21 protein-coding genes are annotated in these 20,484 nt (G+C 73.3%); 8 read left to right on the forward strand and 13 right to left on the reverse strand.

Translation table 11 applies throughout. The features are described from left to right. Nucleotides 1-15: 15 nt before the first annotated feature. From FA582_RS11960 to FA582_RS11990, 7 genes are read right to left on the reverse strand one after another with little or no spacing between them, the layout of a single operon-like run. Entirely contained in the window at nucleotides 16-1,578 is a 1,563-nt protein-coding gene (locus FA582_RS11960; RefSeq protein ID WP_010148737.1) for an NADH-quinone oxidoreductase subunit N, read from the reverse strand. Beyond that, nucleotides 1,575-3,182 carry a complex I subunit 4 family protein gene (locus FA582_RS11965; protein ID WP_237707548.1) on the reverse strand — a complete coding sequence of 536 codons (1,608 nt, stop codon included), beginning with the start codon at nucleotides 3,180-3,182 and terminating at the stop codon, nucleotides 1,575-1,577. The genes FA582_RS11960 and FA582_RS11965 overlap by 4 nt, the downstream gene beginning before the upstream one ends. Next, complete coding sequence (locus FA582_RS11970; RefSeq protein WP_010148741.1) at nucleotides 3,179-5,200, reverse strand: NADH-quinone oxidoreductase subunit 5 family protein; 2,022 nt, start codon at nucleotides 5,198-5,200, stop codon at nucleotides 3,179-3,181. The genes FA582_RS11965 and FA582_RS11970 overlap by 4 nt, the downstream gene beginning before the upstream one ends. Then, the gene (nuoK, locus tag FA582_RS11975; RefSeq protein WP_010148742.1) at nucleotides 5,193-5,552 is read right to left on the reverse strand and encodes an NADH-quinone oxidoreductase subunit NuoK; all 360 of its coding nucleotides are present in this window, start codon (nucleotides 5,550-5,552) and stop codon (nucleotides 5,193-5,195) included. The genes FA582_RS11970 and nuoK overlap by 8 nt, the downstream gene beginning before the upstream one ends. After that, nucleotides 5,549-6,109, reverse strand: coding sequence for an NADH-quinone oxidoreductase subunit J family protein (locus FA582_RS11980; protein ID WP_010148743.1), 561 nt, complete (start codon nucleotides 6,107-6,109; stop codon nucleotides 5,549-5,551). Before FA582_RS11980 ends, nuoK begins: the two co-directional genes overlap by 4 nt. After that, nucleotides 6,106-6,675, reverse strand: coding sequence for a NuoI/complex I 23 kDa subunit family protein (locus FA582_RS11985; protein WP_010148744.1), 570 nt, complete (start codon nucleotides 6,673-6,675; stop codon nucleotides 6,106-6,108). Before FA582_RS11985 ends, FA582_RS11980 begins: the two co-directional genes overlap by 4 nt. Beyond that, the gene (locus FA582_RS11990) at nucleotides 6,672-7,652 is read right to left on the reverse strand and encodes a complex I subunit 1/NuoH family protein (RefSeq protein ID WP_147899826.1); all 981 of its coding nucleotides are present in this window, start codon (nucleotides 7,650-7,652) and stop codon (nucleotides 6,672-6,674) included. The genes FA582_RS11985 and FA582_RS11990 overlap by 4 nt, the downstream gene beginning before the upstream one ends. A 130-nt stretch (nucleotides 7,653-7,782) precedes the next feature. Here FA582_RS11990 and FA582_RS11995 point away from each other — a divergent pair, with 130 nt between their 5' ends. Genes FA582_RS11995 through FA582_RS12005 form a run of 3 tightly spaced genes read left to right on the forward strand, consistent with a single transcriptional unit; the run spans nucleotide 7,783 to nucleotide 9,617 of the window. Continuing rightward, complete coding sequence (locus FA582_RS11995; RefSeq protein WP_010148747.1) at nucleotides 7,783-8,301, forward strand: toxin-antitoxin system HicB family antitoxin; 519 nt, start codon at nucleotides 7,783-7,785, stop codon at nucleotides 8,299-8,301. Between the two features lie 12 nt (nucleotides 8,302-8,313). Next, entirely contained in the window at nucleotides 8,314-9,171 is an 858-nt protein-coding gene (locus tag FA582_RS12000) for a DUF4097 family beta strand repeat-containing protein (RefSeq protein WP_010148748.1), read from the forward strand. Beyond that, the gene (locus tag FA582_RS12005) at nucleotides 9,168-9,617 is read left to right on the forward strand and encodes a GNAT family acetyltransferase (protein WP_051125217.1); all 450 of its coding nucleotides are present in this window, start codon (nucleotides 9,168-9,170) and stop codon (nucleotides 9,615-9,617) included. The genes FA582_RS12000 and FA582_RS12005 overlap by 4 nt, the downstream gene beginning before the upstream one ends. Before the next feature lie 54 nt (nucleotides 9,618-9,671). Here FA582_RS12005 and FA582_RS12010 read toward each other — a convergent pair whose 3' ends face one another. The 5 genes from FA582_RS12010 to FA582_RS12030 form a co-directional block, all read right to left on the reverse strand. After that, nucleotides 9,672-10,376: an NADH-quinone oxidoreductase subunit C gene (locus FA582_RS12010; protein WP_010148750.1), complete on the reverse strand. Its 705-nt coding sequence runs from the start codon at nucleotides 10,374-10,376 to the stop codon at nucleotides 9,672-9,674. Nucleotides 10,377-10,918: 542 nt separating this feature from the next. Then, nucleotides 10,919-11,524, reverse strand: coding sequence for an NADH-quinone oxidoreductase subunit B (locus FA582_RS12015; RefSeq protein ID WP_010146338.1), 606 nt, complete (start codon nucleotides 11,522-11,524; stop codon nucleotides 10,919-10,921). Between the two features lies 1 nt (nucleotide 11,525). Then, on the reverse strand, nucleotides 11,526-11,882 hold the full coding sequence (locus FA582_RS12020) for an NADH-quinone oxidoreductase subunit A (RefSeq protein WP_010146337.1): 357 nt from the start codon (nucleotides 11,880-11,882) through the stop codon (nucleotides 11,526-11,528). 10 nt (nucleotides 11,883-11,892) lie between these two features. Next, on the reverse strand, nucleotides 11,893-13,392 hold the full coding sequence (locus FA582_RS12025; protein WP_010146336.1) for a serine hydrolase: 1,500 nt from the start codon (nucleotides 13,390-13,392) through the stop codon (nucleotides 11,893-11,895). A gap of 49 nt (nucleotides 13,393-13,441) precedes the next feature. After that, the gene (locus tag FA582_RS12030) at nucleotides 13,442-14,188 is read right to left on the reverse strand and encodes a fructosamine kinase family protein (protein WP_010146335.1); all 747 of its coding nucleotides are present in this window, start codon (nucleotides 14,186-14,188) and stop codon (nucleotides 13,442-13,444) included. 44 nt (nucleotides 14,189-14,232) lie between these two features. Between FA582_RS12030 and FA582_RS12035 the strand changes: the two genes are divergently transcribed. After that, nucleotides 14,233-14,739, forward strand: coding sequence for a low molecular weight protein-tyrosine-phosphatase (locus FA582_RS12035; protein ID WP_010146334.1), 507 nt, complete (start codon nucleotides 14,233-14,235; stop codon nucleotides 14,737-14,739). A gap of 46 nt (nucleotides 14,740-14,785) precedes the next feature. On the opposite strand, the gene FA582_RS12040 is transcribed toward FA582_RS12035, so the two are convergent. Then, entirely contained in the window at nucleotides 14,786-15,736 is a 951-nt protein-coding gene (locus FA582_RS12040; RefSeq protein ID WP_010146333.1) for an SDR family NAD(P)-dependent oxidoreductase, read from the reverse strand. Nucleotides 15,737-15,807: 71 nt separating this feature from the next. On the opposite strand from FA582_RS12040, the gene FA582_RS12045 reads away from it, so the two are divergent. The 4 genes from FA582_RS12045 to FA582_RS12060 all read left to right on the forward strand — a co-directional run bounded on the left by FA582_RS12045 (nucleotide 15,808) and on the right by FA582_RS12060 (nucleotide 20,478). After that, nucleotides 15,808-16,902 (forward strand): lipid II:glycine glycyltransferase FemX, encoded by a 1,095-nt coding sequence (locus FA582_RS12045; protein ID WP_010146332.1) that lies wholly within the window; start codon nucleotides 15,808-15,810, stop codon nucleotides 16,900-16,902. A gap of 37 nt (nucleotides 16,903-16,939) precedes the next feature. Beyond that, a complete protein-coding gene (locus FA582_RS12050) occupies nucleotides 16,940-17,260 on the forward strand; it encodes a TraR/DksA family transcriptional regulator (RefSeq protein ID WP_010146331.1) in 321 nt (106 codons plus the stop codon). A 114-nt stretch (nucleotides 17,261-17,374) separates the two neighbouring features. After that, nucleotides 17,375-19,270 (forward strand): 2-oxoacid:acceptor oxidoreductase subunit alpha, encoded by a 1,896-nt coding sequence (locus FA582_RS12055; RefSeq protein ID WP_010146329.1) that lies wholly within the window; start codon nucleotides 17,375-17,377, stop codon nucleotides 19,268-19,270. Further along, the gene (locus FA582_RS12060; RefSeq protein ID WP_010146327.1) at nucleotides 19,267-20,478 is read left to right on the forward strand and encodes a 2-oxoacid:ferredoxin oxidoreductase subunit beta; all 1,212 of its coding nucleotides are present in this window, start codon (nucleotides 19,267-19,269) and stop codon (nucleotides 20,476-20,478) included. Before FA582_RS12055 ends, FA582_RS12060 begins: the two co-directional genes overlap by 4 nt. The last annotated feature ends 6 nt before the right edge of the window (nucleotides 20,479-20,484 follow it).

Genomic DNA, 20,484 nt, shown 5'->3' on the forward strand with positions numbered 1-20,484 from the left:
GGGTGCAGCCAGGTCTCAGACGATCCCGATGGGCGCGATGCTGCCGAGCACGAGGACCGCCGACAGCAGGCCGACGAGGACCCACAGCCGGGCCGGCACGCGCGGCTGCCGGACGCCCGCGGCAGAGTCGGGACGATCCCCCGCTGCGGCGGGCATCTGGTCGGGTGCGTCGCTGTCGCCGCCCGCCGGCACCCGGACCGGGACGAGCGGGGAGCGGCGGCTGCCCGGCGCCACGAGCACCGCGAGCCAGCGGAGGTAGACGGCGATGCCGAGGGCGATGTTGACCGCGGCGACCAGCGCCAGCCACCAGGTCTCGTCACCGAGGACGGGCCGCAGCGCGACGATCTTGGCCACGACACCGGCCACGGCGGGCGGCAGACCGGCCAGGGTGAGCAGGGCCAGGCCCAGCGGTAGGGCCAGCAACGGACGGCTGCGGAGCATCCCCCGCTGCGTCTCCAGCGAGGTCGCCTCCCGTCCGCCGACCAGCGCCACGACGGCGGCGAGGACGACGAAGGCGAGCAGCGTCGCCGCGACGTAGACGAGGAGGTAGGACCCCGCGGCCCGGGCCGCGCGGGTGGACAGCGAGGCCAGCGGCAGCAGTACCCACCCGGCCTGGGCGACAGTCGACCACGCCAGCAGCCGCACCGTGTCCTGCTGCACCAGGGCCACGAGGTTGCCCAGCGTCATCGACGCCCCGGCCAGCACCGCGATGGCGACGAGCGTGGTGCCGTCGACGGCACCGAGGGCGCGGATCACCACGACGAGGCCGCCGAGGGCCGCCACCTTGGACACGGTGGCGAGGTATGCCGTCACCGGGAGCGGCGCCGCGGCATACGTGATCGGGGTCCAGGCGTGGAAGGGGACGGCGGAGACCTTGAACGCCAGCCCGGCGACGAGCAGCACGGCCGCGAGGACGAGCAGCTCTGAGTGGGCGACCTGCGGCACCCCGTCGAAGCGGGTGCTGCCCGTCGCGGCCACCCACAGGGCGGCGCCGAGGGCGAGCAGCCCGAAGGAGACCAGGGAGGTGGTGAGCAGCGAGACGGCCCCGTCGACGGCACGGGCGCGCCGGGGCGCGGCCCACGTGGTGCGCACGAGTGCGACCAGGGCGACCGTCGGCAGGGTGGCGAGCTCGAGGGAGACCAGCAGCGACCCGAGGTCACCGGCGGCGGGCACGGCCACCACACCGGCGGTCGCCGCCAGCAGGAGAGCCACGACGACCGGCGCCCGTCCGGTGCCCTCCGCACCGCCGCCCGGGCCGGGGGCCGACCAGTCGCGCCAGGCGAGGACGAGCACGACGAGGGCGGCCAGCAGGGCGCAGACCTGCAGCGCCGAGGTGAGGTGGTCGGCGCGATAGGCGCACCAGCCGTCGGGGAGGCAGAGGGCGGAGCGGGTGTCGTCGGCCGGCAGCCGGAGCCCCGGGAGCGCCCCGAGCAGACCGGCGGCGAGGCCGGCGGCGCCGAGGACGAGGTGGGGCTCGCGGCGCTGCGGCACGGCGGCGTCCAGGAGCAGGACGAGCACCGCCGCCACGACCGGCGCGATGACGGGCAGCAGGGAGACCAGGCTCAGCTCGAGGCTCATCGGCCCAGGACCCCCTCGACGAAGGGCGCGGTCACGCCGAGGAGCACGGTCGGGACCAGCCCGAGGACGAGGACGAGGACGCCGAGCATCCGCAGCGCGGTCCGCTCGGTGAGCACGGCGTCGGGGATCCTCGGCTCCACCCGGTCACCGGCCCACACCTCGCGCAGCACCCGCACGGTGTAGGCGACGGCCAGGGCGCCACCGACCGCGGCGACCACGGCGAAGGCCCGGAACCACCCCTCCGGCCGGTCCGGCGCCGGTGACCAGGCGGCGAGGATCGCCCCGATCTCACCCCAGAACCCGGCGAGCCCGGGCAGCCCGCTCGCCGCCGCCATACCGACGACGAGCGCCAGACCGAGGCGGGGCGCGACCTCCCGCACGGCCGGGCGGCGACGCCGCAGGTCAGCGCTGCCCCACCGGTGCTTGAGCCCTCCGACGACGACGAAGAGCAGCGCCGAGATGAGGCCGTGGGCGACATTTCCGAAGAGCGCCGCCTGCAGACCGGCCTGCGTGCCGCTCGCGATGCCCAGCACGACGAAGCCCAGGTGGGCGACGGAGGACCAGGCGATGAGCCGCTTGAGGTCGGGCTCGACCAGGCAGACGAGGGAGGCCCACACGATGCCGGCCACACCGAGCCCGGCGAGCAGCGGCGACCAGGCGGCGAAGCCCTCCGGGACGACCGGCACGACCAGGCGGACCACGCCGTAGGTGCCCAGCTTGAGCAGCACCGCGGCCAGCAGCACCGATCCTGCGGTCGGTGCCGTGGCGTGCACCCACGGCAACCAGGTGTGCACCGGGAAGACGGGGATCTTGAGCCCGAGACCCACGAGGAGGACCGCCGCGATCGCGAGCTGCGAGCCGCGCCCCAGCGAGGCCCCACCCTCGGCCGCCCAGACCGCCAGGTCGGTGGTGCCGGTGGCCGTGCCGACCGCGAGGATGCCGAGGAGCACGAGGGAGGAGCCGACGACGGTGACGAGCAGGAAGCGCAGCGCCGCGCCGTCCCGGTCGCTGGTCGGGTCGCCGTAGCGCGCGACGAGCACCCACATCGGGACGAGCACGAGCTCGAAGCCGATGAAGAAGAGGATGGCGTCGCCGGCGAGGAAGGCGAGGAGGGCGCCGAGGAGCACGAGCTGCAGGCAGGCGTGGTAGGTCGCGAGCCCGGGGACGTCCTCGCCCCGGACCACGGGGATCGGGGAGGTCGGGTCGGTGTCCTCGAGGTCGACCGCGACCTGGCGCGGCTCGTGCGCCGGGTGCAGGTGCAGGGCGGTGGCGACCACGCCGACCAGGGCGGTGAGCAGCAGCAGGGGCACCGACAGCCCGTCGGGACGCAGGCTGAACCACACGCCCAGGCTGGGGATCCAGCTGACGTCCACCACCGGCCGGTCGAGGCACACGCCGAGCACCCCGAGCGCACTGATCGCTGAGGCCGCCATCGATCCGCGGTGGACGACCCGGTGGCCCGGTTGCTCGGGCCAGCGCCCGATCACGAGCAGCATGACGGCCACGAGCAGCAGCGGGGCGAGGGCGAGGGCATACCACCAGATGCCGAGGTCGGGCACCAGGGCGAGGAGGTCGTCGCGCATCCTGCTCACCGGGCCGTTCACGCCGTCACCACCCCGATCGCGGCGAGCACGAGCATCCCGGCGAGCACCAGGGCCAGCCCGGGGGTCGCCCGGCGCGGGCTGGTGAGCTCACCGACCCGGCCAAGGAGCCGGGCCCCCTGGCCTGCGCCACGGACCCAGGAGTCGAGGACCTGGTCGTCGAACCACGCGACCGCGCGGGCGAGGGCCAGGACCGGGGTCGCGACGACGGCCCGGTAGGCGACGTCGGCGTAGAGGCCCCGCTCGGCAGCCAGGCTGACGCGGGCCGGTATGCGGGCGGCGGCGTCACGGGTGCGCACGCCGCCGGCCGCGAGACGCACGAGCAGGGCGCTGACGAGCATGAGCAGCAGGGTCGCCAGGAGCAGCTGGAGGTCCACGTGGGCCTGCGGCCCCCAGACCGGGAGCAGCAGGAGGATCCCGCCGAAGAGCGTCATGAGCATGAGGACGGAGGTCCCCATGCGGGCAGAGGAGCTGATGGCTGCCTCGGCGCGCTCGACCCCCTCGGCCTCCTGGATCACCTGCGGCTCGTCGAAGAAGTCGTCGATCCGCTCCACCGGGCTCGGCTCGTAGATCCGGGCGTGCCCCTGGGCCGCGGTGGGGGTGCTGAGCACGAGCCAGGCGCGCATGCAGTAGGCGGCGGTGAGCGGCGCCGAGGCGCCGACCGCGGCCAGCACCACGACCGAGACGAGCCCGCCCTCGGAGCCGGCGGCCGTGCCCGCCTCGGCGGTGCCGAGGATGGCCTCCTTGGAGAAGAAGCCGACGAAGGGCGGGACACCGGCCAGGGCCAGCAGCCCCCAGCCGAAGCGGTGCCGCAGCACGCGGTAGCGGCGGGTGCCCGAGGCCACGAGAGCCATGGCGGTCCCGCCGACAAGAACCCCCAGCCAGCCCGTCGTGAGGAAGAGCAGCGCCTTGAACCACGCGTGGGCGACGAGGTGCTGCAGGGCGGCGTCGGGCCCGGTGGCCGTCGTCGCCGCGGCGAGGACGGCCAGCATGAGGGCGACCTGGCTCACGGTGGACCAGGCGAGCAGCCGCTTGAGATCGCCCTGGGCGAAGGCCAGCACCGCCGCGCCGATCATCGTCGTGCACGCCAGCACGGCCAGCAGCATGCGCGCGGGTCCGGAGAGGGCCAGCAGCTCGAAGAGCTGAGCCAGCACCACGGTGCCCGCGGCGACCATCGTCGCGGCGTGGATGAGCGCGGAGGCAGGGGTCGGGCCCTCCATGGCATCGGGCAGCCAGTCCTGGAAAGGGAAGAGCGCGGACTTGCCGGCGACCCCGACGACGAGCAGCGTCATGGCGACCGTGAGCGTCGGCGAGCTCCCCGCAGCGGCCCAGTGCTGCACGACGTCGGTGATCCGTGTCGTGCCGGCCTCGGCCGCGAGGATGACCAGGCCGAGCACGAAGCCGATGTCGGCCGTGCGGGTGACGAGCAGCGCCTTGCTCGCGGCCCGGGTCGCGGCCGGGCGCGTGGACTGATGACCGATGAGGAGGTAGGAGCACCAGCCCATGACCTCCCACCCGACGAGGGTGAGCAGCAGGTCGTCGGAGAGGACGAGGAGCAGCATCGCCGCGGAGAACAGCGACACCGTGGCGGCGAACGGCCGGTAGCGCGGGTCGTACCAGAGGTACCACCGGGCATACCCCTGCACGACGAGCGCGACCGTCGCGACGGTGAAGGCGACGAGGGCGAGCGGCCAGGTCACGAGCATGCCGAGCGGCACGTCGAGCTCGCCGAGCTGCAGCGCCCCGATGGTGCCGATCGAGCGCTGCGCCGCCTCGATCTGGGTCAGGGTGTAGAGCTGCCAGAGGCTGGCGACGAAGGCGACGAGCGAGCCGCCCACGCCGATCCACGCGGCCAGCCGGTTGGACCGCCCGGTCACACCGAGGCCGGCCAGCGCGGCGAGCAGGGTGGCGAGCACGGCCCAGTGTGCGGGCGAGCCCCACAGATCGGGCATCGGCAGGTGCGGCAACGGCACCGAGGGCAGCTGCAGGTCGGACCAGTCGAGGTCGGGCAGCTCAGGCACGGCCGCTCACCTCCTCACCCTCACGGGCCTCACCGTCGTCGCCCTCGCCGTCGCCGCCGAGAGCCGCGTGCAGGTCGACGTGACCCCGGGCGCGGAACAGCGCGAGGAAGATCGCGAGTGCGAGGACCACCTCGGCGGCGGCGATGGTGATGACGAAGAGGGTGAGCACCGCAGCCCCGGGGTCGCCGTCGGCACCGGTCTGCGCGACCGTGACGAGCAGGAGACCGGCGGCGCCGAGCAGCAGCTCGACCCCGATGAGCACGAGGACGGCGTGCCGCCGGGCGAGGATGCCGTAGGCGCCCAGGCCCGCCAGGATCGCGGCGAGGAGATAGGGCAGGGCAGGACGGATCACGACGGGTCCCCCTGCACGGCCTCGACGTCGGCGGGCGGGTTCGGCCGCTGGCTCGGGTCGTCCTGACCGCCCACCGGGGCGCGGGCGACCGCGACCGCGGCGACGAGCGCCATGAGCAGCAAGACCGAGAGCAGCTCGAACGGCCACGCATCGGTGCCGAAGATCGTCGCGGCGACCTCGGCGTTGCCACCGCCGTCGATCGGCACGCTCCCCCACCCGAAGGCCGAGAGCAGCGCACCGCCGAGGATCACCGTCGTACCCGCTCCGACGAGGCCGGCCGCGACGCGCTGCGGCACGCTCGTGACGACCGGCACGCCGCCGGCCCGGGTCAGCATGAGCGCGAAGAGCACGAGCACGACCACGGCGCCGACGTAGACCAGCAGCTGCACCAGCGCGACGAGCTCGGCGCCGAGCACGAGGTAGCAGCCGGCCAGGCCCCCGAGAGTGACGACGAGCCAGAGCGCGGCGTGCAGGACCTGCCGGGAGGTCACCGACAGGGCAGCGGCGCCCGCGGTCACCAGCCCGACGGCGAGGAAGAGGAGGTCGAGGCCGCTCACGCGTCGTCCTCCGGAGCCCGGGCCGCTGGGGCGTCCGCCGCCGAGTCGTCCCCGGTGCTCGCCTCACCATCACCGGAGTCGGCGTCATCAGCGGTGTCGACCGGCCGCTGGTAGCCCTCCGGCAGGCTCGCCTGCGGCACGGACGCCATGAAGCCCCCGAGGCGCTCCTTGTCGTGGAGCAGGTTGCGGATGTCACCCTCGGCGTAGGCGAAGTCGGGCGCCCAGAAGAGCGCGTCGAAGGGGCATACCTCGATGCAGATGCCGCAGTACATGCAGAGCGAGAAATCGATGTCGAAGCGGTCGAGGACGTTGTGCGAACGCTCCCTGCCCCCCTCGGTCTCGGCGGGCAAGGTCTCCTTGTGCGAGTCGATGGTGATGCACCAGTCCGGGCACTCACGGGCGCACAGCATGCACGAGGTGCAGTTGTCCGCCAGCAACGCGATGACGCCGCGGCTGCGCTCGGGCAGCACCGGCTCGGTATGCGGGTACTGCGCGGTGTGGGCGCGTCGGGTGAGCGTCCGGGCGGTGGTGCCCAGGCCGCGCAGCAGACCGGTGATGCCGCTCATCCGAGGAACACCACCCCGACGCCGGTGACCGCCAGCTGCACGAGCGCGAGCGGGATGAGCACCAGCCAGGCGAAGCGCTGGAGCTGGTCCTCACGCACCCGCGGCCAGGCGACCCGCAGCCACAGGAAGAGCACGCCCACGCCGGTCGCCTTGACGAGCGTCCACAGCACCCCCACGATCCCGGCGCCCGCGTCGGCCCACGGCCCCCGCCAGCCCCCGAGGAAGAGCACGGTGAACAGCAGCGCCATGACGACCATGCCGGCATACTCGGCGAGCAGGAAGAACGCGAAACGCAGCCCGGTGTACTCGGTCAGCGGACCGAAGACGATCTCGGAGTCGGCCACGGGCGCGTCGAAGGGCGTGCGCTGCAGCTCCGCGACGCTGGCCGCGAGGAAGATCGCGGCGGCGGGCGCCTGCCAGACCAGCCACCACCACGACCACTCCTGCACGATGGCGGTGAGGGAGAGGGTGCCGGCCGCCATGGCGACGCTGGCCGCGGCCAGGATGAGGGGCAGCTCGTAGGACACCAGCTGCGCGCCCGCCCGCAGACCGCCGAGGAGGGAGTACTTGTTGCCCGAACCCCAGCCGGCCATGAGCGTGCCGATGACCCCGACGCTGGTCACGGCGAGCACGAGCAGCAAGCTCGCGGGCACGTCCACCGCCACCCACGCGGCGCCGAGCGGGATGGCCGAGAGCGCGACGAGGTAGGGCACCAGCGCCACCGCCGGCGCGAGCCGGAAGACCGGGCGGTCCGCCGCCGCCGGCGTGATGTCCTCCTTCTGCGCGAACTTGATGCCGTCCGCGACCAGCTGGAGGATGCCGTGCGGCCCGGCCTCCATCGGGCCCAGCCGTCCCTGCATGTGGCCCATGAGCTTGTGCTCGAGCTGCCCGAGCGCCAGGGGCAGCGTGAGGAAGGCCGCCAGCACGACAGCGGCCTTGAGCACGGCCTCGAGGGCCCACGGGAGTTCGGCGAGCATCGCGTTCACCCTAACGAGTGAGGCCGACATCCCCGCGACGCCGCACCGCACGGGTCCCGTCGGCCGTCACGACGCCAGGGTGACGTCATACCTGTTGACAGTGACGCCAAGATGACGCCAGTATGACGTCATGGATCTACACCCCTACCTCACCCAGGTCGCGCACGACCTCGACCGGGCCACGGCGCTGGCCGACGAACCGACGCGCGAGGTCGTCGGTCGACTCGTGCCCTCGGTGGAGACGGCCGTGCGGTCGGCGCTGGTCCAGGCGCTCTCCGACGCCGCCGCCTCCCTCACCTCCGAGCTGGAGGATGCCGTGGTCACCGTCCGCATGGACGGCCGCGACCCTGTCCTGGAGGTGCGTCAGGTGCCCGCACCCGCCGCCAGCGGCACCGGCGCTCCCCTCGCAACCGGACCGGGCCCTGAGGCCGACACCGCCGGCGAGGACGGCGGGCTGGCACGGGTCTCGCTGCGGCTGCCCGAGCTGCTCAAGGAGCAGGCCGAGGGGCGGGCCGGTGCCGCCGGTCAGTCGCTCAACACCTGGATCGTGCAGGCCCTGCGCCGCGCCGTCACCGACCGGCACGCCGACGCCGGCCCCGACCGGACCACCCCCTACCACCGCACCCGCCGGGTCACCGGCTGGGCCTGAGAGGACGACACCATGACCACGAGCACCGCCACCCAGCACACCTACGGCTTCGCCGACGACCACCCCATCTCCCTGGAGCTGCGCCACCACCACGGCGATGTCGCCGTCGTGCTGGACGCACCCGAGGGGACGGCGGAGGTCGCCCTCTCGAGCACGGCGCCCCTCGACCTCGGGCCGGTCACCGCCGGCTGCCACCGGGGGCGGGTGAGCATCGACATCCCGGCGCTGGTCGACCCCGAGGGCGGTCGGGGGTTCAGCTTCTCCCTCGGCTCCTTCTCCCTCGGCTCCGGCGCGGTGCCGGTGCACGTCGAGGTGCACCTGCCGCACGGTGCCGACGTCGACGTGAGCACCAAGCGGGGCGACGTCGTCCTGCAGGGCGTCAGCGGCGTGACCCGCGTGAGGTCCGGCTCCGGCGACCTGTCGCTGGAGGAGACGGGCCGGCTGCGCGCGGCCACCGGCTCGGGCGACGTCCGGGTCGGCACGATGACCGAGGGCAGCCTCACGACCGGCTCGGGGGACCTCGAGCTCCGCACGGCCACCGGTCCGGGGCCGCTCGAGGTGCGCAGCGGCAGCGGTGATGTCACGCTCGCCAGCACCGACCAGGACGTCACGGTCGCCACCGGCAGTGGAGACGTCGTCGTGCACGCGGGGTCGGGGCGCTTCTCCGCCCGCACCGGCACCGGGGACGTGCAGGTCTCGGTCCCCCGCGGCCTGCCCGTCTGGTTGGACCTGTCCAGCGGCACCGGTGAGGTCCGCCGCGACATCGACCACCTGGGCGCCCCGGAGGAGGGGCAGGCCCATCTGGAGGTGAGCGTGCGCACCGGGACGGGGGATATCACCGTCCGGCACGCCGCGAGCGCCCCGGCATGAGGATCGCACCGCTGACCGAGGAGTCAGGGGAGGCTGTCGTGCGGCTGTGGCAGGACTGCGGCCTCACCCGCCCCTGGAACGACCCTCACGCCGACCTGACGCGGGCGATCACGAGCGACTCCTCCGCGGTGCTCGGCGCCCACGAGGGTGAGGTCCTGATAGGCACCGTGATGGTCGGCCACGACGGCCACCGCGGGTGGGTCTACTACCTCGCCGTCGCGCCCGGGCACCGACGCCGGGGCCTCGGCCGCGCGCTCATGTCCGCGGCCGAGGAGTGGGTGCAGGCGCGCGGCATACCCAAGCTGCAGCTCATGGTCCGCACCGGCAACGGCGAGGCCGTGGCGTTCTACGAGCGGCTGGGGTATGCCGTGCAGGACACCCAGGTCCTCGGGCGCTTCTTCGATCCCGCGCTCGGCGCGCTGCAGCAGGGCGACCACGTGAGCTGAGCCCACGGCGGCGCGGCTCGTGGGTCCGGCGGTGTCGGCGGGCGGCGCGGGCGCTCAGTCGCGCCTCGGGCCCCACTCGGGGTCCGGCACCCCGGGCGGGAGCAGGCGCTTGCGCGGCCTCCGGGCGGGGGCAGCACCTGCGGCGGGCGCCTCGCTGCCCTCCCCCGGCTCCTTGGCCCCGGGCCAGGGTTTGGAGGCGCGGGCCGCGAGCACGAAGTCCTTGCGCAGCGGCGTGCCCTCGAAGCCCTCCGGCAGGAGCAGCGGGCGCAGCCCGAGGCCGGTGCCGTCCTGGAAGCCGGAGAAGACCAGGCCGAACATCTCGTGCGTCTCACGTTCGTGCCAGGCGGCCCCGGCGAAGAGGTCGGTGAGAGAGGCCAGGGTCGCGCCGTCGGGCACCCGGGTGGTGAGGAGCAACCGGTGCATCCCCTGCCGGCCGTGACGCACGTCCATGAGATGGCACACGACGTCCAGTCCGGGGGTCAGTCCCTCCTCGGCGTCCTCGGGCCCCTGCTGGGGGTCGCTCTCATTGACAGCTGGTGCCTCTCCCTGCCCGGAATCTGTCTCGTCGACGGCGGAGAGCCAGTCGAAGAAGGCATACCCCTCCGCGCGCGCCACCCGGACGGTCTCGTGCCACTGCTCGGGCTCCACGCGTCGGGTCCGGACCTCGACCGTCGCGACGGGCGCCTCTGCGGGATCCACGCGTCGGGTCCGGACCTCGACCGTGTCGGCGGGCGCCTGTGCGGGATCGTGCTCGGCCATGGTCGCCACCCTACGCCGGGCGCCCGCCCCACCCACCGAGCGCCGCAGATGGTCGCTCTCACCCCCACCGAGCGTCGCAGATGGTTGCCCCTGCCCCCACCGAGCGCCGCAGATGGTTGCCCCTGCCCCCACCGAGCGCCGCAGATGGTCGCTCTCACCCCCACCGAGCGTCGCAGATGGTCGCTCTCACCCCCACCGAGCGCCGCAGATGGTCACCCCTGCCCCCACCGAGCGCCGCAGATGGTTGCCCCTGCCCCCACCGAGCGCCGCAGATGGTCGCTGAAGCGCGGATCGAACCGGCGGTGGATCGCGCACGGCACACCGGTCCCGCGTCTCGACCGACCGGCGGCGGTGTCGCTTCGCCGCCATCGACGTCCAGGCGACGACCATTCGCGGCGCTCGGTGAGGGTGACAGCGACCATCTGCGACGCTCGGTGGGGGTGAGAGCGACCATTCGCGGCGCTCGGTGGGGGTGAGAGCGACCATCTGCGGCGCTCGGTGGGGGTGAGAGCGCCCATCTGCGGCGCTCGGTGGAGAAAAAGTCAGTCGGTGGGCGGCGGCGCCACGAGGCCCCGGGTGACCTCACCGGCGGTGACGGGGCGGTCGGCATACCGCGAGCCGTGGCGGGCTCGGGCGCGCCCGGGCGTCTCGGCCGCGATCTGCTCCTGCAGCGTGATGATCCCGTGGAGCAGCGCCTCCGGGCGGGGCGGGCAGCCCGGGACGTAGACGTCGACCGGGATGAGCTGGTCGACGCCCTTGGTCACGCAGTAGCTTTCCCAGTAGGGGCCGCCGGAGTTGGAGCAGGCGCCGAAGGAGATGACGTACTTCGGCTCCGGCATCTGGTCGTAGAGCCGCCGGATCGCGGGCGCCATCTTGTCGGTCACGGTGCCGGAGACGACCATGAGGTCGCTCTGCCGCGGCCCGGGCGCAAAGGGGATGACGCCCAGCCGGATGAAGTCGTGCCGCGCCATCGAGGCGCTGATGAACTCGATGGCGCAGCAGGCGAGTCCGAAGTTGAAGACCCAGAGGGAGTACTTCCGGCCCCAGTTGAGCACGACCTGGACCGCGCGGGGAGCCTTCTCCACCGGCGCACCGAGGCGCGGGGTCGGCAGGCTGGTGGTATGCCGCCCGCTCGCCTGGTCGCTCATGTCACCACCACCGCAGCAGGCCGCGCCGCCACACGTGCAGCAGGGCGACGACGAGGACCCCGATGAAGATCGCCATCTCGACCAGGCTGGCCGCGCCGAGGTCGGAGCGGATCACCAGCGCCCACGGGAAGAGATAGACCGCGTCGACGGCGAAGACGACGTAGAGCAGGGCATACACGAGGTAGCGCACGCTGCCCTGCTCCCAGCCGGACCCGACCGGGTCCACACCCGACTCGTAGGTCGTGACCTTCGCCGGTGTCGGATCGCTGGGCGCGAGCAGTCGGCGGGCGCCGAAGGCGACCGCGACCAGGGCCACCCCCAGGAGGCTGACCAGCGCGACGACGAGGTAGTCGGACATCGAGGTCAGCCTAGTCGTCGGGGTCCATCAGGAGCTGGAGGCCGGCCTCGGTGATGGTGGACGCGCGCATCTCGTCGATCTCGTCGGCGCGCCGGACCTGGACGACCAGGACCCGGCCGGTGTCGGGGCTCGAGTCGGAGTCGGCCGCCGACTCGACATAGAAGGAGAACGCCAGGACGCCGGGTGCCGACCCGCCCTTGAAAGCCTGGTAGGACACACCCGCCACGGGGCCGATACCGGGGTTGGCGGACAGGATGTCGCGCACCGGCGACCCTGGCTCGGTCCTGGCTTGCTGCTGCAGCCGCGCGTGCAGGCCGCAGACCTCGGCCCCGGTGAGAGAGAAGTCGATATCCGCCTCCCACCGAGGCTCGGTGATCGTGGCCAGGTCGAGGTCGAGCTCCTCGGGGAGGTCGGCAAGGATCGCCTCTCGCGTCTCGGGGACCGCCGCCTCGGCCCACCGGCGCCGGACCTCCGCGTCGACCTGCCAGCCGAGCTGGAAGAACTGCCGGGTCGTGGCGACCGGCATGATCCGGGTGGCGTCCACGCCCGCCTCGGTCGCTGCCGCGCGTAGGGTCGGCTGACCGACGGCGGTGACGAGGAGGTCGGTGGCGGTGTTGTCGCTGATCGAGATCATCAACCGGGCCGCCTCCAGCACAGTGACTTCCGAGCCGTCCTCGCGGTCCTGAAGGACCCCCGAGGGCAGGCTCTTGACCTCCGGCGTGATCGTGAGCCGTCGGTCCCAGGTCAGCTCCCCCTCCGCAACCGCGTCCACCACGGCGGAGAGCACGAGCAGCTTGTATACCGAGCCACTCGGCGCCGGCTCACCGCCTGGCTCCAGGCCCTCCGTGGTGTGGACGAGCTCGCAGCTCCCGCCCGGCACGTCTACCTCGCCCACGACGACCTGCGCCTGTCCCTCGAGCTCGGTGAGTGCCTGGTCCAGGTCGGCCCACGCGGAGAGCGTCGGGAGCGTGCCGGAGGTGTCCGGCTGGAAGAGCAGGGTCTGCACGCGACCCTCCTCGTCCAGGCCGATGGTGAGGACCACGGGCTGCTGGCTCGAGGCCAGCGCCAAGGACGCGATCCGGCCCACCCCCTGGCTCTGGTCGGCGCCGGTGACGGTGTAGGGGCCGCGCTCCCGCAGCTGGGTGAGGACGCGGGCGAACTCCACCTGCGTCACCTGATCCAGGAAGGAGGGCGCCAACCGCTTCGCGATGTCCGTGGCCGTCGGGCCCTCGGCGCCGGGCTCGAGCAGGCCCAGCACCCACTCGACCTGGGCGCGCAGGTCGTCGTCGGTGAGCTGCTCGGCGAGGTCGACGGCCTCGGAGGGCTCGGGGGCGGGTGCCGTCGCGGCCTCGTCGTCCGCGGGAGCGGTCGTGGCCGAGGCGTCGTCCGGCGTGGCGGTCTCGACGACGAGGGGTGGGCTCGTGGTGGTGGCCATGTCGTCATCGTACTCCCGCGTGCACCCGGCGAGCAGCATCGAGGCCACGGCCAGCCCGCCGATCACCTGCCGCATGGCACACCCCTTCGTCTCGCAACCATCTCAGCACGGGCCGCGGCGACATTCAGCCGCGGGCGGCGCGCAGCGCGTCGCCCGCCTGCACGGCATACCCCCCGCCGAAGAGGAGGACATGGACGAGCAGCGGCACGGTCTGGAAGACCGCGACCCGCTCGCGCCAGCCCGCCGCGAGCGGGAAGTCCTCGGCGTAGGCGGCGTAGACGCGCCCGCTGAACCCGCCGAAGAGCTGCATCATCGCCAGGTCGACCTCGCGATGGGCGTAGTGGGCGCACGGGTCGATGAGCCAGCTGCGCCCTCGCCGGTCCACCAGCCGGTTGCCCGCCCACAGGTCGCCGTGGACCAGGGTCGGCGGCTCGACCGGCCCGAGGTCGCTGCCAGCCAGCGCCTCGGCGTCGGCGAGCGCGGTGCCGTCGAGCTGACCCCGCTCCACGCACTCCCGGGTGAGCGGCACGACGCGGCGCTCCAGCCACGACTCGGCCAGCGTGCCGCAGGGGGTGAGGTCGATCGGGCAGTCGCCGAGGTATGCCGTGGGCTCGCCGTCGACGGCGCCGTAGCGCTCCCCCGTGGCCCGGTGCAGGGCGGCCAGCTCGCGCCCGAAGGCCTCCTCGCCGGACACGGTGCGCTCGCCCCCGGCGGGCACGCGGTCGAGGGTGATGCCGCCCTCCGACACGTCGAGCACGCGCGGCACCCGGGCGCCCGCGGCCCCCAGCACGCCCAGGCCCACCGCCTCACGGTCGAAGAACAGCGGCGGGGCGTCGGCGCGGGTCTTGGTGAAGGCGGTCTCCGGCGTCATGACGCCACCCTCCCAGGCGCCGGTCGCGGTGAGAGGGTGGGGGCATGCACATCGTCACGGTCTGCCTGGGCAACATCTGCCGCTCCCCCGCCGCCGAGGCGGTGCTGCTCCGCCGGCTCGAGGAGGCCGGGCTGCAGGACGTCACCGTCAGCTCGGCCGGGACGGCCGACTACCACGTCGACGAGCGCCCGCACCCCCGGTCCGTGGCCGAGGGCGAGCGCCGGGGGTATGCCTTCACCACCCGCGGGGCGCAGTTCGAGGCCACCGACTTCGAGGGGGCCGACCTGGTGCTCGCGATGGACTCCAGCAACGAGGCCGACCTCCTCTCCCTCGCCCGGACCCCTGCCGAGCAGGCCACCGTGGTGCGGCTCGGCGCCTTCGCCTCCGACGCCGGCGACGGCGTGCGGGACATCCCCGACCCGTGGGGTATGCCGCAAGAGGCCTACGTCGCGATGTACGACCAGATCGAGGACGCCGTGGCCGGGCTGGTCGCCGCGATCGCGCAGGACCGGGTCGGCGAGGTCGTCGCGGCCCAGCGCGACCGGCACTGACGACGCCACCGGCGCCGATCTCCCGGACGGCGCGACCGGCAGTGAGTCAGCCCGACGTGGGTCCGTCGGCGTCCAGACCCACCTCACGCCGCACCCAGGCGACGGTCCGCGCCGCCTGCTCGGCGTTCAGCGCCGCGGCCGAGCGCCGGATGAGCGTGGGTCGGCCGCGCAGGTGCTGCCACCCGTCGGGGCCGACGTAGGAGCCCGGGGGCAACGGCTGGGTGAGCGAGAAGAGCACGGCCGCGGCACCCTCGGTGGCGGTCATGGCCAGCGGGCGGCTCGCCGTGGTCACGAGCCGGTCGAGGCGCGCGTCGCCGCTGGCGTTCTGCAGGTTGGTGACCACCCACCCGGGGTGCGTCAGCTGCACCTGGGTGCCGGGCGGCATACGGGCACCGAGGTCCAGCCCCCACTGCATCGCGGTGAGCTTGGCACGGGAGCAGGCCCGGGGCAGGGTCCACCGCGTCCGCCGGAAGTGCGGATCCGCCGGGTCGAACCGGCCGGCCGTGTGCGCGTGGGAGGTGACGAGCACCACCCGCTCGTGCACCACGGGGAGCAGCGACTCCACCAGGAGCATGGGCGCGAGCGCGTTGACCCCCAGCAGCAGCTCGAAGCCGTCGACGGTCTCCTGCCGGCGGGGTGACACGACCCCGGCGACGCTGACCAGGTCGGCCCGGTCCCCCTCGAGCAGCACGCCGATCTCCTCCACCGCCCGCCGCACCGACCCGAGGTCGGCGAGGTCCAGGTCGACGAGCCGCACGGCATCGGCCCCGGCGACGGCGGTCTTCCGGAGCAGCCGGGAACGGACCACCTCGGCCTTGGCGCGGTTGCGGACCGGGAGGACGAGCCGCGCACCCCACCTGGCCAGGTGCAGCGCCACCTCGCGGCCGATCCCGTCGCTCGCCCCGGTGACCACGACGGTGCGCCCGCGCAGGTCCGGCGCCGCCAGGTGCTCCCACCCGAGGGCTCCGCCGGCGCCTCTCGCCCTCGTCCGTGCCATGGTCACCGAGTGTGCCAGCGCACCCGGCTGGCCGTCGTCGCAGGGCTCCTCCCGGCGGCTACCCTGTCGCCATGACCCTGACCCTGGAGACCGCCTCTGACCGCGCGTCCTACATGGCAGCCCTGCTCGACCTCCCCGTGAGCAGTCCGCTGCAGGGATGGGGCTATGGCGAGGCCCGCCGCGAGCTCGGCCAGGAGCCGTTGCGCTACCTCGTCCGGCAGGACGGCCGCACGGTGGGTGCGGTGCAGCTCATGCGCAAGACCCTGGTCCCCGGCGTGAGCACGTTGTATGCCCCCCGCGGGCCGGTCCTCGCCGACCCCGCCCTCCTCCCGGACTTCGCGCGGGCGGTCAAGAAGGTGGCCCGCCGCAGCGACCACTTCCTGACGATCGAGCCGCCGGAGCCGCTCTTCGCCGGCGACAGCCCCGAGCAGGAGGACCTCGAGGCCGAGCAGGCGGTCATCCCGGACCGCCTCGGGCCGTTCCGGCGCGCCAGGACCGAGCAGCCCGAGCACACCATCCTCATCGACACGCGCCCGGACCCCGAGACGATCTTCGCGGGGCTGCACAAGATGGCCCGCCGCAACGTGCGGACCGCCGAGCGGATGGACGTGCAGGCGGGGCGCGACGACAGCTTCGAGGACTTCTGGGAGATCTTCACCGCGACCAACGAGCGCTCCAGCCTGGGGGCCTTCCCCCGCAGCTATTACGAGACGCTGCTGCGGGAGGCCGACCTGGACGGCGCCGAGGCATACCTCATCCTGTCGCGCCACGAGGGTCGGGCCCTGGCGGGCGGGTTCTTCCTCGGCCTGGGTGACACCACGACCTACCTCTACGGCGGGTCGGTGCGCGACGACCGCCCACCCTCCGAGGGTGAGAAGCGCAAGGACGCCAAGGCCCCTGACGCGTTCTACTGGACCGCCATCAAGGACGCCCACGAGCACGGCTACGCCCAGCTCGACCTCTGGGGCATCCCGCGGCTGCTGGACGAGTCCAAGCACTCCTTCGGGGTGCTGAAGATGAAGCTGAAGTTCGGGTCGCAGCGCTACTGGTTCCCCGCCTACGACCTGCCGCTGTCGCCGCTGAGCGCGCCGCTGCGGGCCGCCCTCAAGGCGCGCCGGTCCTACCTCAACTACCGCAACTACGGCAGCACCGACGACGTCCTCTGAGAGCGCGCCCGCGCCGCGGACGTGCCATCCTGGGCCGATGCACGAGCAGGCGCGGGCGGAGCTGGAGGCCAAGGAGGCCGAGCTCATCGCCCAGATGGAGCAGCTGAGCCGCCCCATCCAGGACCAGGGCAGCATCTCCTTCGGCAAGCGGGTCGGGGACGGCACCGCGATGGCGGTCGACCGGCTCACGGCGGTGAGCGCGCACGACAACCTGCAGGGGCTCCTCGACGAGGTGCGGGCGGCGCTGGCCGCGATCGAGGACGGCAGCTACGGCCGGTGCGCGGTGTGCGGCGAGCCGATCCCGGGTGGCCGCCTGGAGGCCCGCCCGTGGGCGATCACCTGCGTACGGCACGGCTGAGGTCACGCGCCTCCGGGTGAGACCGCGGGCGCGGATGCTGCCCGCCCCCCGCTGGGAGAGCCTCCCCCGCCGTGTCCCGACCGTCTTTAGGGGAGAGTAACCTTGCCTATTGACATGTCTTCCACTCCACTGCACCAGCTCGAGCGCGTCGTCATCCGCTTCGCCGGGGACTCCGGTGACGGTATGCAGCTCACCGGCGACCGCTTCACCTCCGACACCGCGGCGCTCGGCAACGACCTGTCGACCCTGCCCAACTTCCCGGCCGAGATCCGCGCGCCCCAGGGCACGCTGCCGGGCGTCAGCAGCTTCCAGGTCCACTTCGCCGACCACGACATCGCGACCCCCGGTGATGCTCCCGACGTCCTCGTGGCGATGAACCCGGCGGCGCTCAAGGCCAACCTGCCCGACCTCCCGCGGGGCGCCACGGTCATCGTCAACTCCGACGAGTTCAGCAAGCGCAACCTCGCCAAGGTCGGGTATGCCGTGAACCCCCTGGAGGACGACTCGCTGTCGGACGCGGGCTACCACGTGCACGCGCTGCCGCTGACCTCGATGACGGTCGAGGCGCTGGCCGACATCGACGGCCTCACCCGCAAGGAGAAGGAGCGGGCCAAGAACATGCTGGCCCTGGGCCTGCTGTCCTGGCTCTACTCCCGCGACACCGCCTCCACCGAGGCCTTCCTGCGCGCGAAGTTCTCCCGCGCCCCGGAGATCCTCGAGGCCAACCTCACCGCGCTGCGCACCGGGCACGCCTACGGCGAGACGACGGAGGACTTCGCGGTCCGCTACCAGGTCGCACCGGCCCCGATGACACCCGGGACCTACCGCACCATCACCGGCAACCAGGCGCTGGCCCTCGGACTCGTCGCGTCGGCATACCGCACGGGCCTGCCGTTGGTGCTCGGGTCCTACCCCATCACCCCCGCCTCCGACGTGCTCCACCAGCTGTCCGCGCTCAAGGCGCACGGGGTCACGACGCTGCAGGCCGAGGACGAGATCGCCGCGGTCGGTATGGCGCTCGGCGCCAGCTTCGGCGGGTCGCTGGGCGTGACGACCACCTCCGGGCCTGGCCTCGCGCTCAAGAGCGAGACAATCGGCCTCGCGGTCGCCACCGAGCTGCCGCTGCTCATCATCGACATCCAGCGCGGCGGGCCCTCCACGGGGCTGCCGACGAAGACCGAGCAGGCCGACCTGCTGCAGGCCCTGCACGGCCGCAACGGCGAGTCCCCGGTCGCGGTCGTCGCGGCGCAGTCCCCGACCGACTGCTTCGACGCGGCGCTGGAGGCCGTGCGGATCGCGACGACCTACCGCACCCCGGTGATCCTGCTCTCCGACGGCTACCTCGGCAACGGCTCCGAGCCATGGCAGATCCCCGCCGCCGCGACCCTGCCCGACCTCACCGTCGAGCACGCCACCGAGCCCAACGCGACGGATGAGTCCGGCGAGCCGGTCTTCCACCCCTACCTGAGGGACGAGACGACGCTGGCGCGGCCCTGGGCGGTCCCCGGCACCCCCGGCCTCGAGCACCGGATCGGCGGCATCGAGAAGGCCGACGTCACCGGCAACATCTCCTACGACCCCGCCAACCACGACCGGATGGTGCGACTGCGCCAGGCCAAGATCGAGGCGATCGCCGACTCCATACCCCCGCTGGAGGTGGACGACCCCAGCGGCGAGGCGCGCGTGCTCGTCCTCGGCTGGGGCTCGACGTACGGCCCCATCGCGGCCGCGACCCGCCTGGTGCGCGCGACCGGCGCCAAGGTCGCCCGCGCCCACCTGCGCCACCTCAACCCCTTCCCCGCCGACCTCGGTGACGTGCTGCGCCGCTACGACCGGGTCGTGCTGCCGGAGATGAACCTCGGCCAGCTCGCGCTGCTGCTGCGCGGCACCTACCTCGTCGACGTCCGCAGCCACACCCAGGTGCGCGGGCTGCCCTTCACCGCGGGCGAGCTGGCCCAGGTGATCCACGAGAACCTCATGGAGGTCCAGCACCAGGAGGTGACCCGATGAGCACCGACCTCGGTCTTCCCGTCCGTCTCGGCACCGACGGCGTGCCCACGCTCGACGCAGGCGAGAAGCAGACCAAGAAGGACTTCACCTCCGACCAGGAGGTCCGCTGGTGCCCCGGGTGCGGTGACTACGCCGTGCTCGCGTCCGTGCAGAGCTTCCTGCCCGACCTCGGGCTGCGCCGGGAGAACATCGTCTTCGTCTCGGGCATCGGCTGCTCCAGCCGCTTCCCCTACTACCTCGACACCTACGGCATGCACTCCATCCACGGGCGTGCGCCGGCCATCGCCACCGGCCTGGCGACCGCACGGGAGGACCTGTCGGTCTGGGTCGTCACCGGTGACGGCGACGCGCTGTCGATCGGCGGCAACCACCTCATCCACGCGATGCGGCGCAACGTCAACCTCACGATCCTGCTGTTCAACAACAAGATCTACGGTCTGACCAAGGGGCAGTACTCCCCCACCTCCGACGTGGGCGCGGTGACCAAGTCGACCCCGGCCGGATCGGTGGACCACCCCTTCAACCCGGTGTCGCTGGCCCTGGGCTCGGAGGCCACCTTCGTGGCCCGGACCATGGACTCCGACCGCGCGCACCTCACCGAGGTGCTCAAGGCGGCGGCCGCCCACCGCGGCACGTCGCTGGTCGAGATCTACCAGAACTGCCCGATCTTCAACGACGGCGCCTTCCAGCTGCTCAAGGACCGTGACGAGGCCACCGGCCGGGTCGCCCATCTGAGGGCCGGTGAGCCGGTGCGGATCGGCGCCGAGGGCAGCCCGGAGGCCAAGGTCGTCGTCCGCGACCCGGACGGCCACCTCCAGGTGGTGCCCGAGCAGGAGGTGCCGGAGGGGCATACCGTCGTGGTGCACGACCCGTCCGCGCCGGACCCGACGGCGGCGTTCGCGCTGTCGCGGCTCGACGACCCGAGCATGCAGACCGTCCCGATGGGCATCTTCCGCCAGGTGGACCGCCCGACCTACGACGACGGGGTGCGGGCGCAGGTCGATCAGGCCTCGGCCGGCACCACCCGCGACGAGACCTCCCTCGACGGTTTGCTGCGCGGTCGCGACACCTGGACCGTCGACGGCACCCGACCCGGCCAGGTCGAGCAGCTGCTCGAGGGCGAGACCACCGCGGGACCGACGGCGGCCGCCGGTGAGGTGCTCGCCGAGGAGGGCGAGGAGGTCTACGAGGGTGAGGGCACGCCGTAGGATGAG

Origin of the sequence: Serinicoccus profundi (assembly GCF_008001015.1) — a bacterium.
Classification (GTDB): Bacteria; Actinomycetota; Actinomycetes; order Actinomycetales; family Dermatophilaceae; genus Ornithinicoccus; species Ornithinicoccus profundi.

Excerpts from the sequence above, each read along its gene's own strand:
- FA582_RS12050 (WP_010146331.1), top strand. The coding sequence starts at position 16,940 with ATGCACGAGCAGGCGCGGGCGGAGCTGGAGGCCAAGGAGGCCGAGCTC.
- FA582_RS11990 (WP_147899826.1), bottom strand. The coding sequence starts at position 7,652 with ATGCTCGCCGAACTCCCGTGGGCCCTCGAGGCCGTGCTCAAGGCCGCT.
- FA582_RS11985 (WP_010148744.1), bottom strand. The coding sequence starts at position 6,675 with ATGAGCGGCATCACCGGTCTGCTGCGCGGCCTGGGCACCACCGCCCGG.
- FA582_RS12035 (WP_010146334.1), top strand. The coding sequence starts at position 14,233 with ATGCACATCGTCACGGTCTGCCTGGGCAACATCTGCCGCTCCCCCGCC.
- FA582_RS12040 (WP_010146333.1), bottom strand. The coding sequence starts at position 15,736 with ATGGCACGGACGAGGGCGAGAGGCGCCGGCGGAGCCCTCGGGTGGGAG.
- FA582_RS12030 (WP_010146335.1), bottom strand. The coding sequence starts at position 14,188 with ATGACGCCGGAGACCGCCTTCACCAAGACCCGCGCCGACGCCCCGCCG.
- FA582_RS12055 (WP_010146329.1), top strand. The coding sequence starts at position 17,375 with ATGTCTTCCACTCCACTGCACCAGCTCGAGCGCGTCGTCATCCGCTTC.
- FA582_RS12060 (WP_010146327.1), top strand. The coding sequence starts at position 19,267 with ATGAGCACCGACCTCGGTCTTCCCGTCCGTCTCGGCACCGACGGCGTG.
- FA582_RS12025 (WP_010146336.1), bottom strand. The coding sequence starts at position 13,392 with ATGCGGCAGGTGATCGGCGGGCTGGCCGTGGCCTCGATGCTGCTCGCC.
- FA582_RS11960 (WP_010148737.1), bottom strand. The coding sequence starts at position 1,578 with ATGAGCCTCGAGCTGAGCCTGGTCTCCCTGCTGCCCGTCATCGCGCCG.
- FA582_RS12000 (WP_010148748.1), top strand. The coding sequence starts at position 8,314 with ATGACCACGAGCACCGCCACCCAGCACACCTACGGCTTCGCCGACGAC.
- FA582_RS12020 (WP_010146337.1), bottom strand. The coding sequence starts at position 11,882 with ATGTCCGACTACCTCGTCGTCGCGCTGGTCAGCCTCCTGGGGGTGGCC.
- FA582_RS12045 (WP_010146332.1), top strand. The coding sequence starts at position 15,808 with ATGACCCTGACCCTGGAGACCGCCTCTGACCGCGCGTCCTACATGGCA.
- FA582_RS12010 (WP_010148750.1), bottom strand. The coding sequence starts at position 10,376 with ATGGCCGAGCACGATCCCGCACAGGCGCCCGCCGACACGGTCGAGGTC.
- FA582_RS12015 (WP_010146338.1), bottom strand. The coding sequence starts at position 11,524 with ATGAGCGACCAGGCGAGCGGGCGGCATACCACCAGCCTGCCGACCCCG.
- FA582_RS11995 (WP_010148747.1), top strand. The coding sequence starts at position 7,783 with ATGGATCTACACCCCTACCTCACCCAGGTCGCGCACGACCTCGACCGG.
- FA582_RS12005 (WP_051125217.1), top strand. The coding sequence starts at position 9,168 with ATGAGGATCGCACCGCTGACCGAGGAGTCAGGGGAGGCTGTCGTGCGG.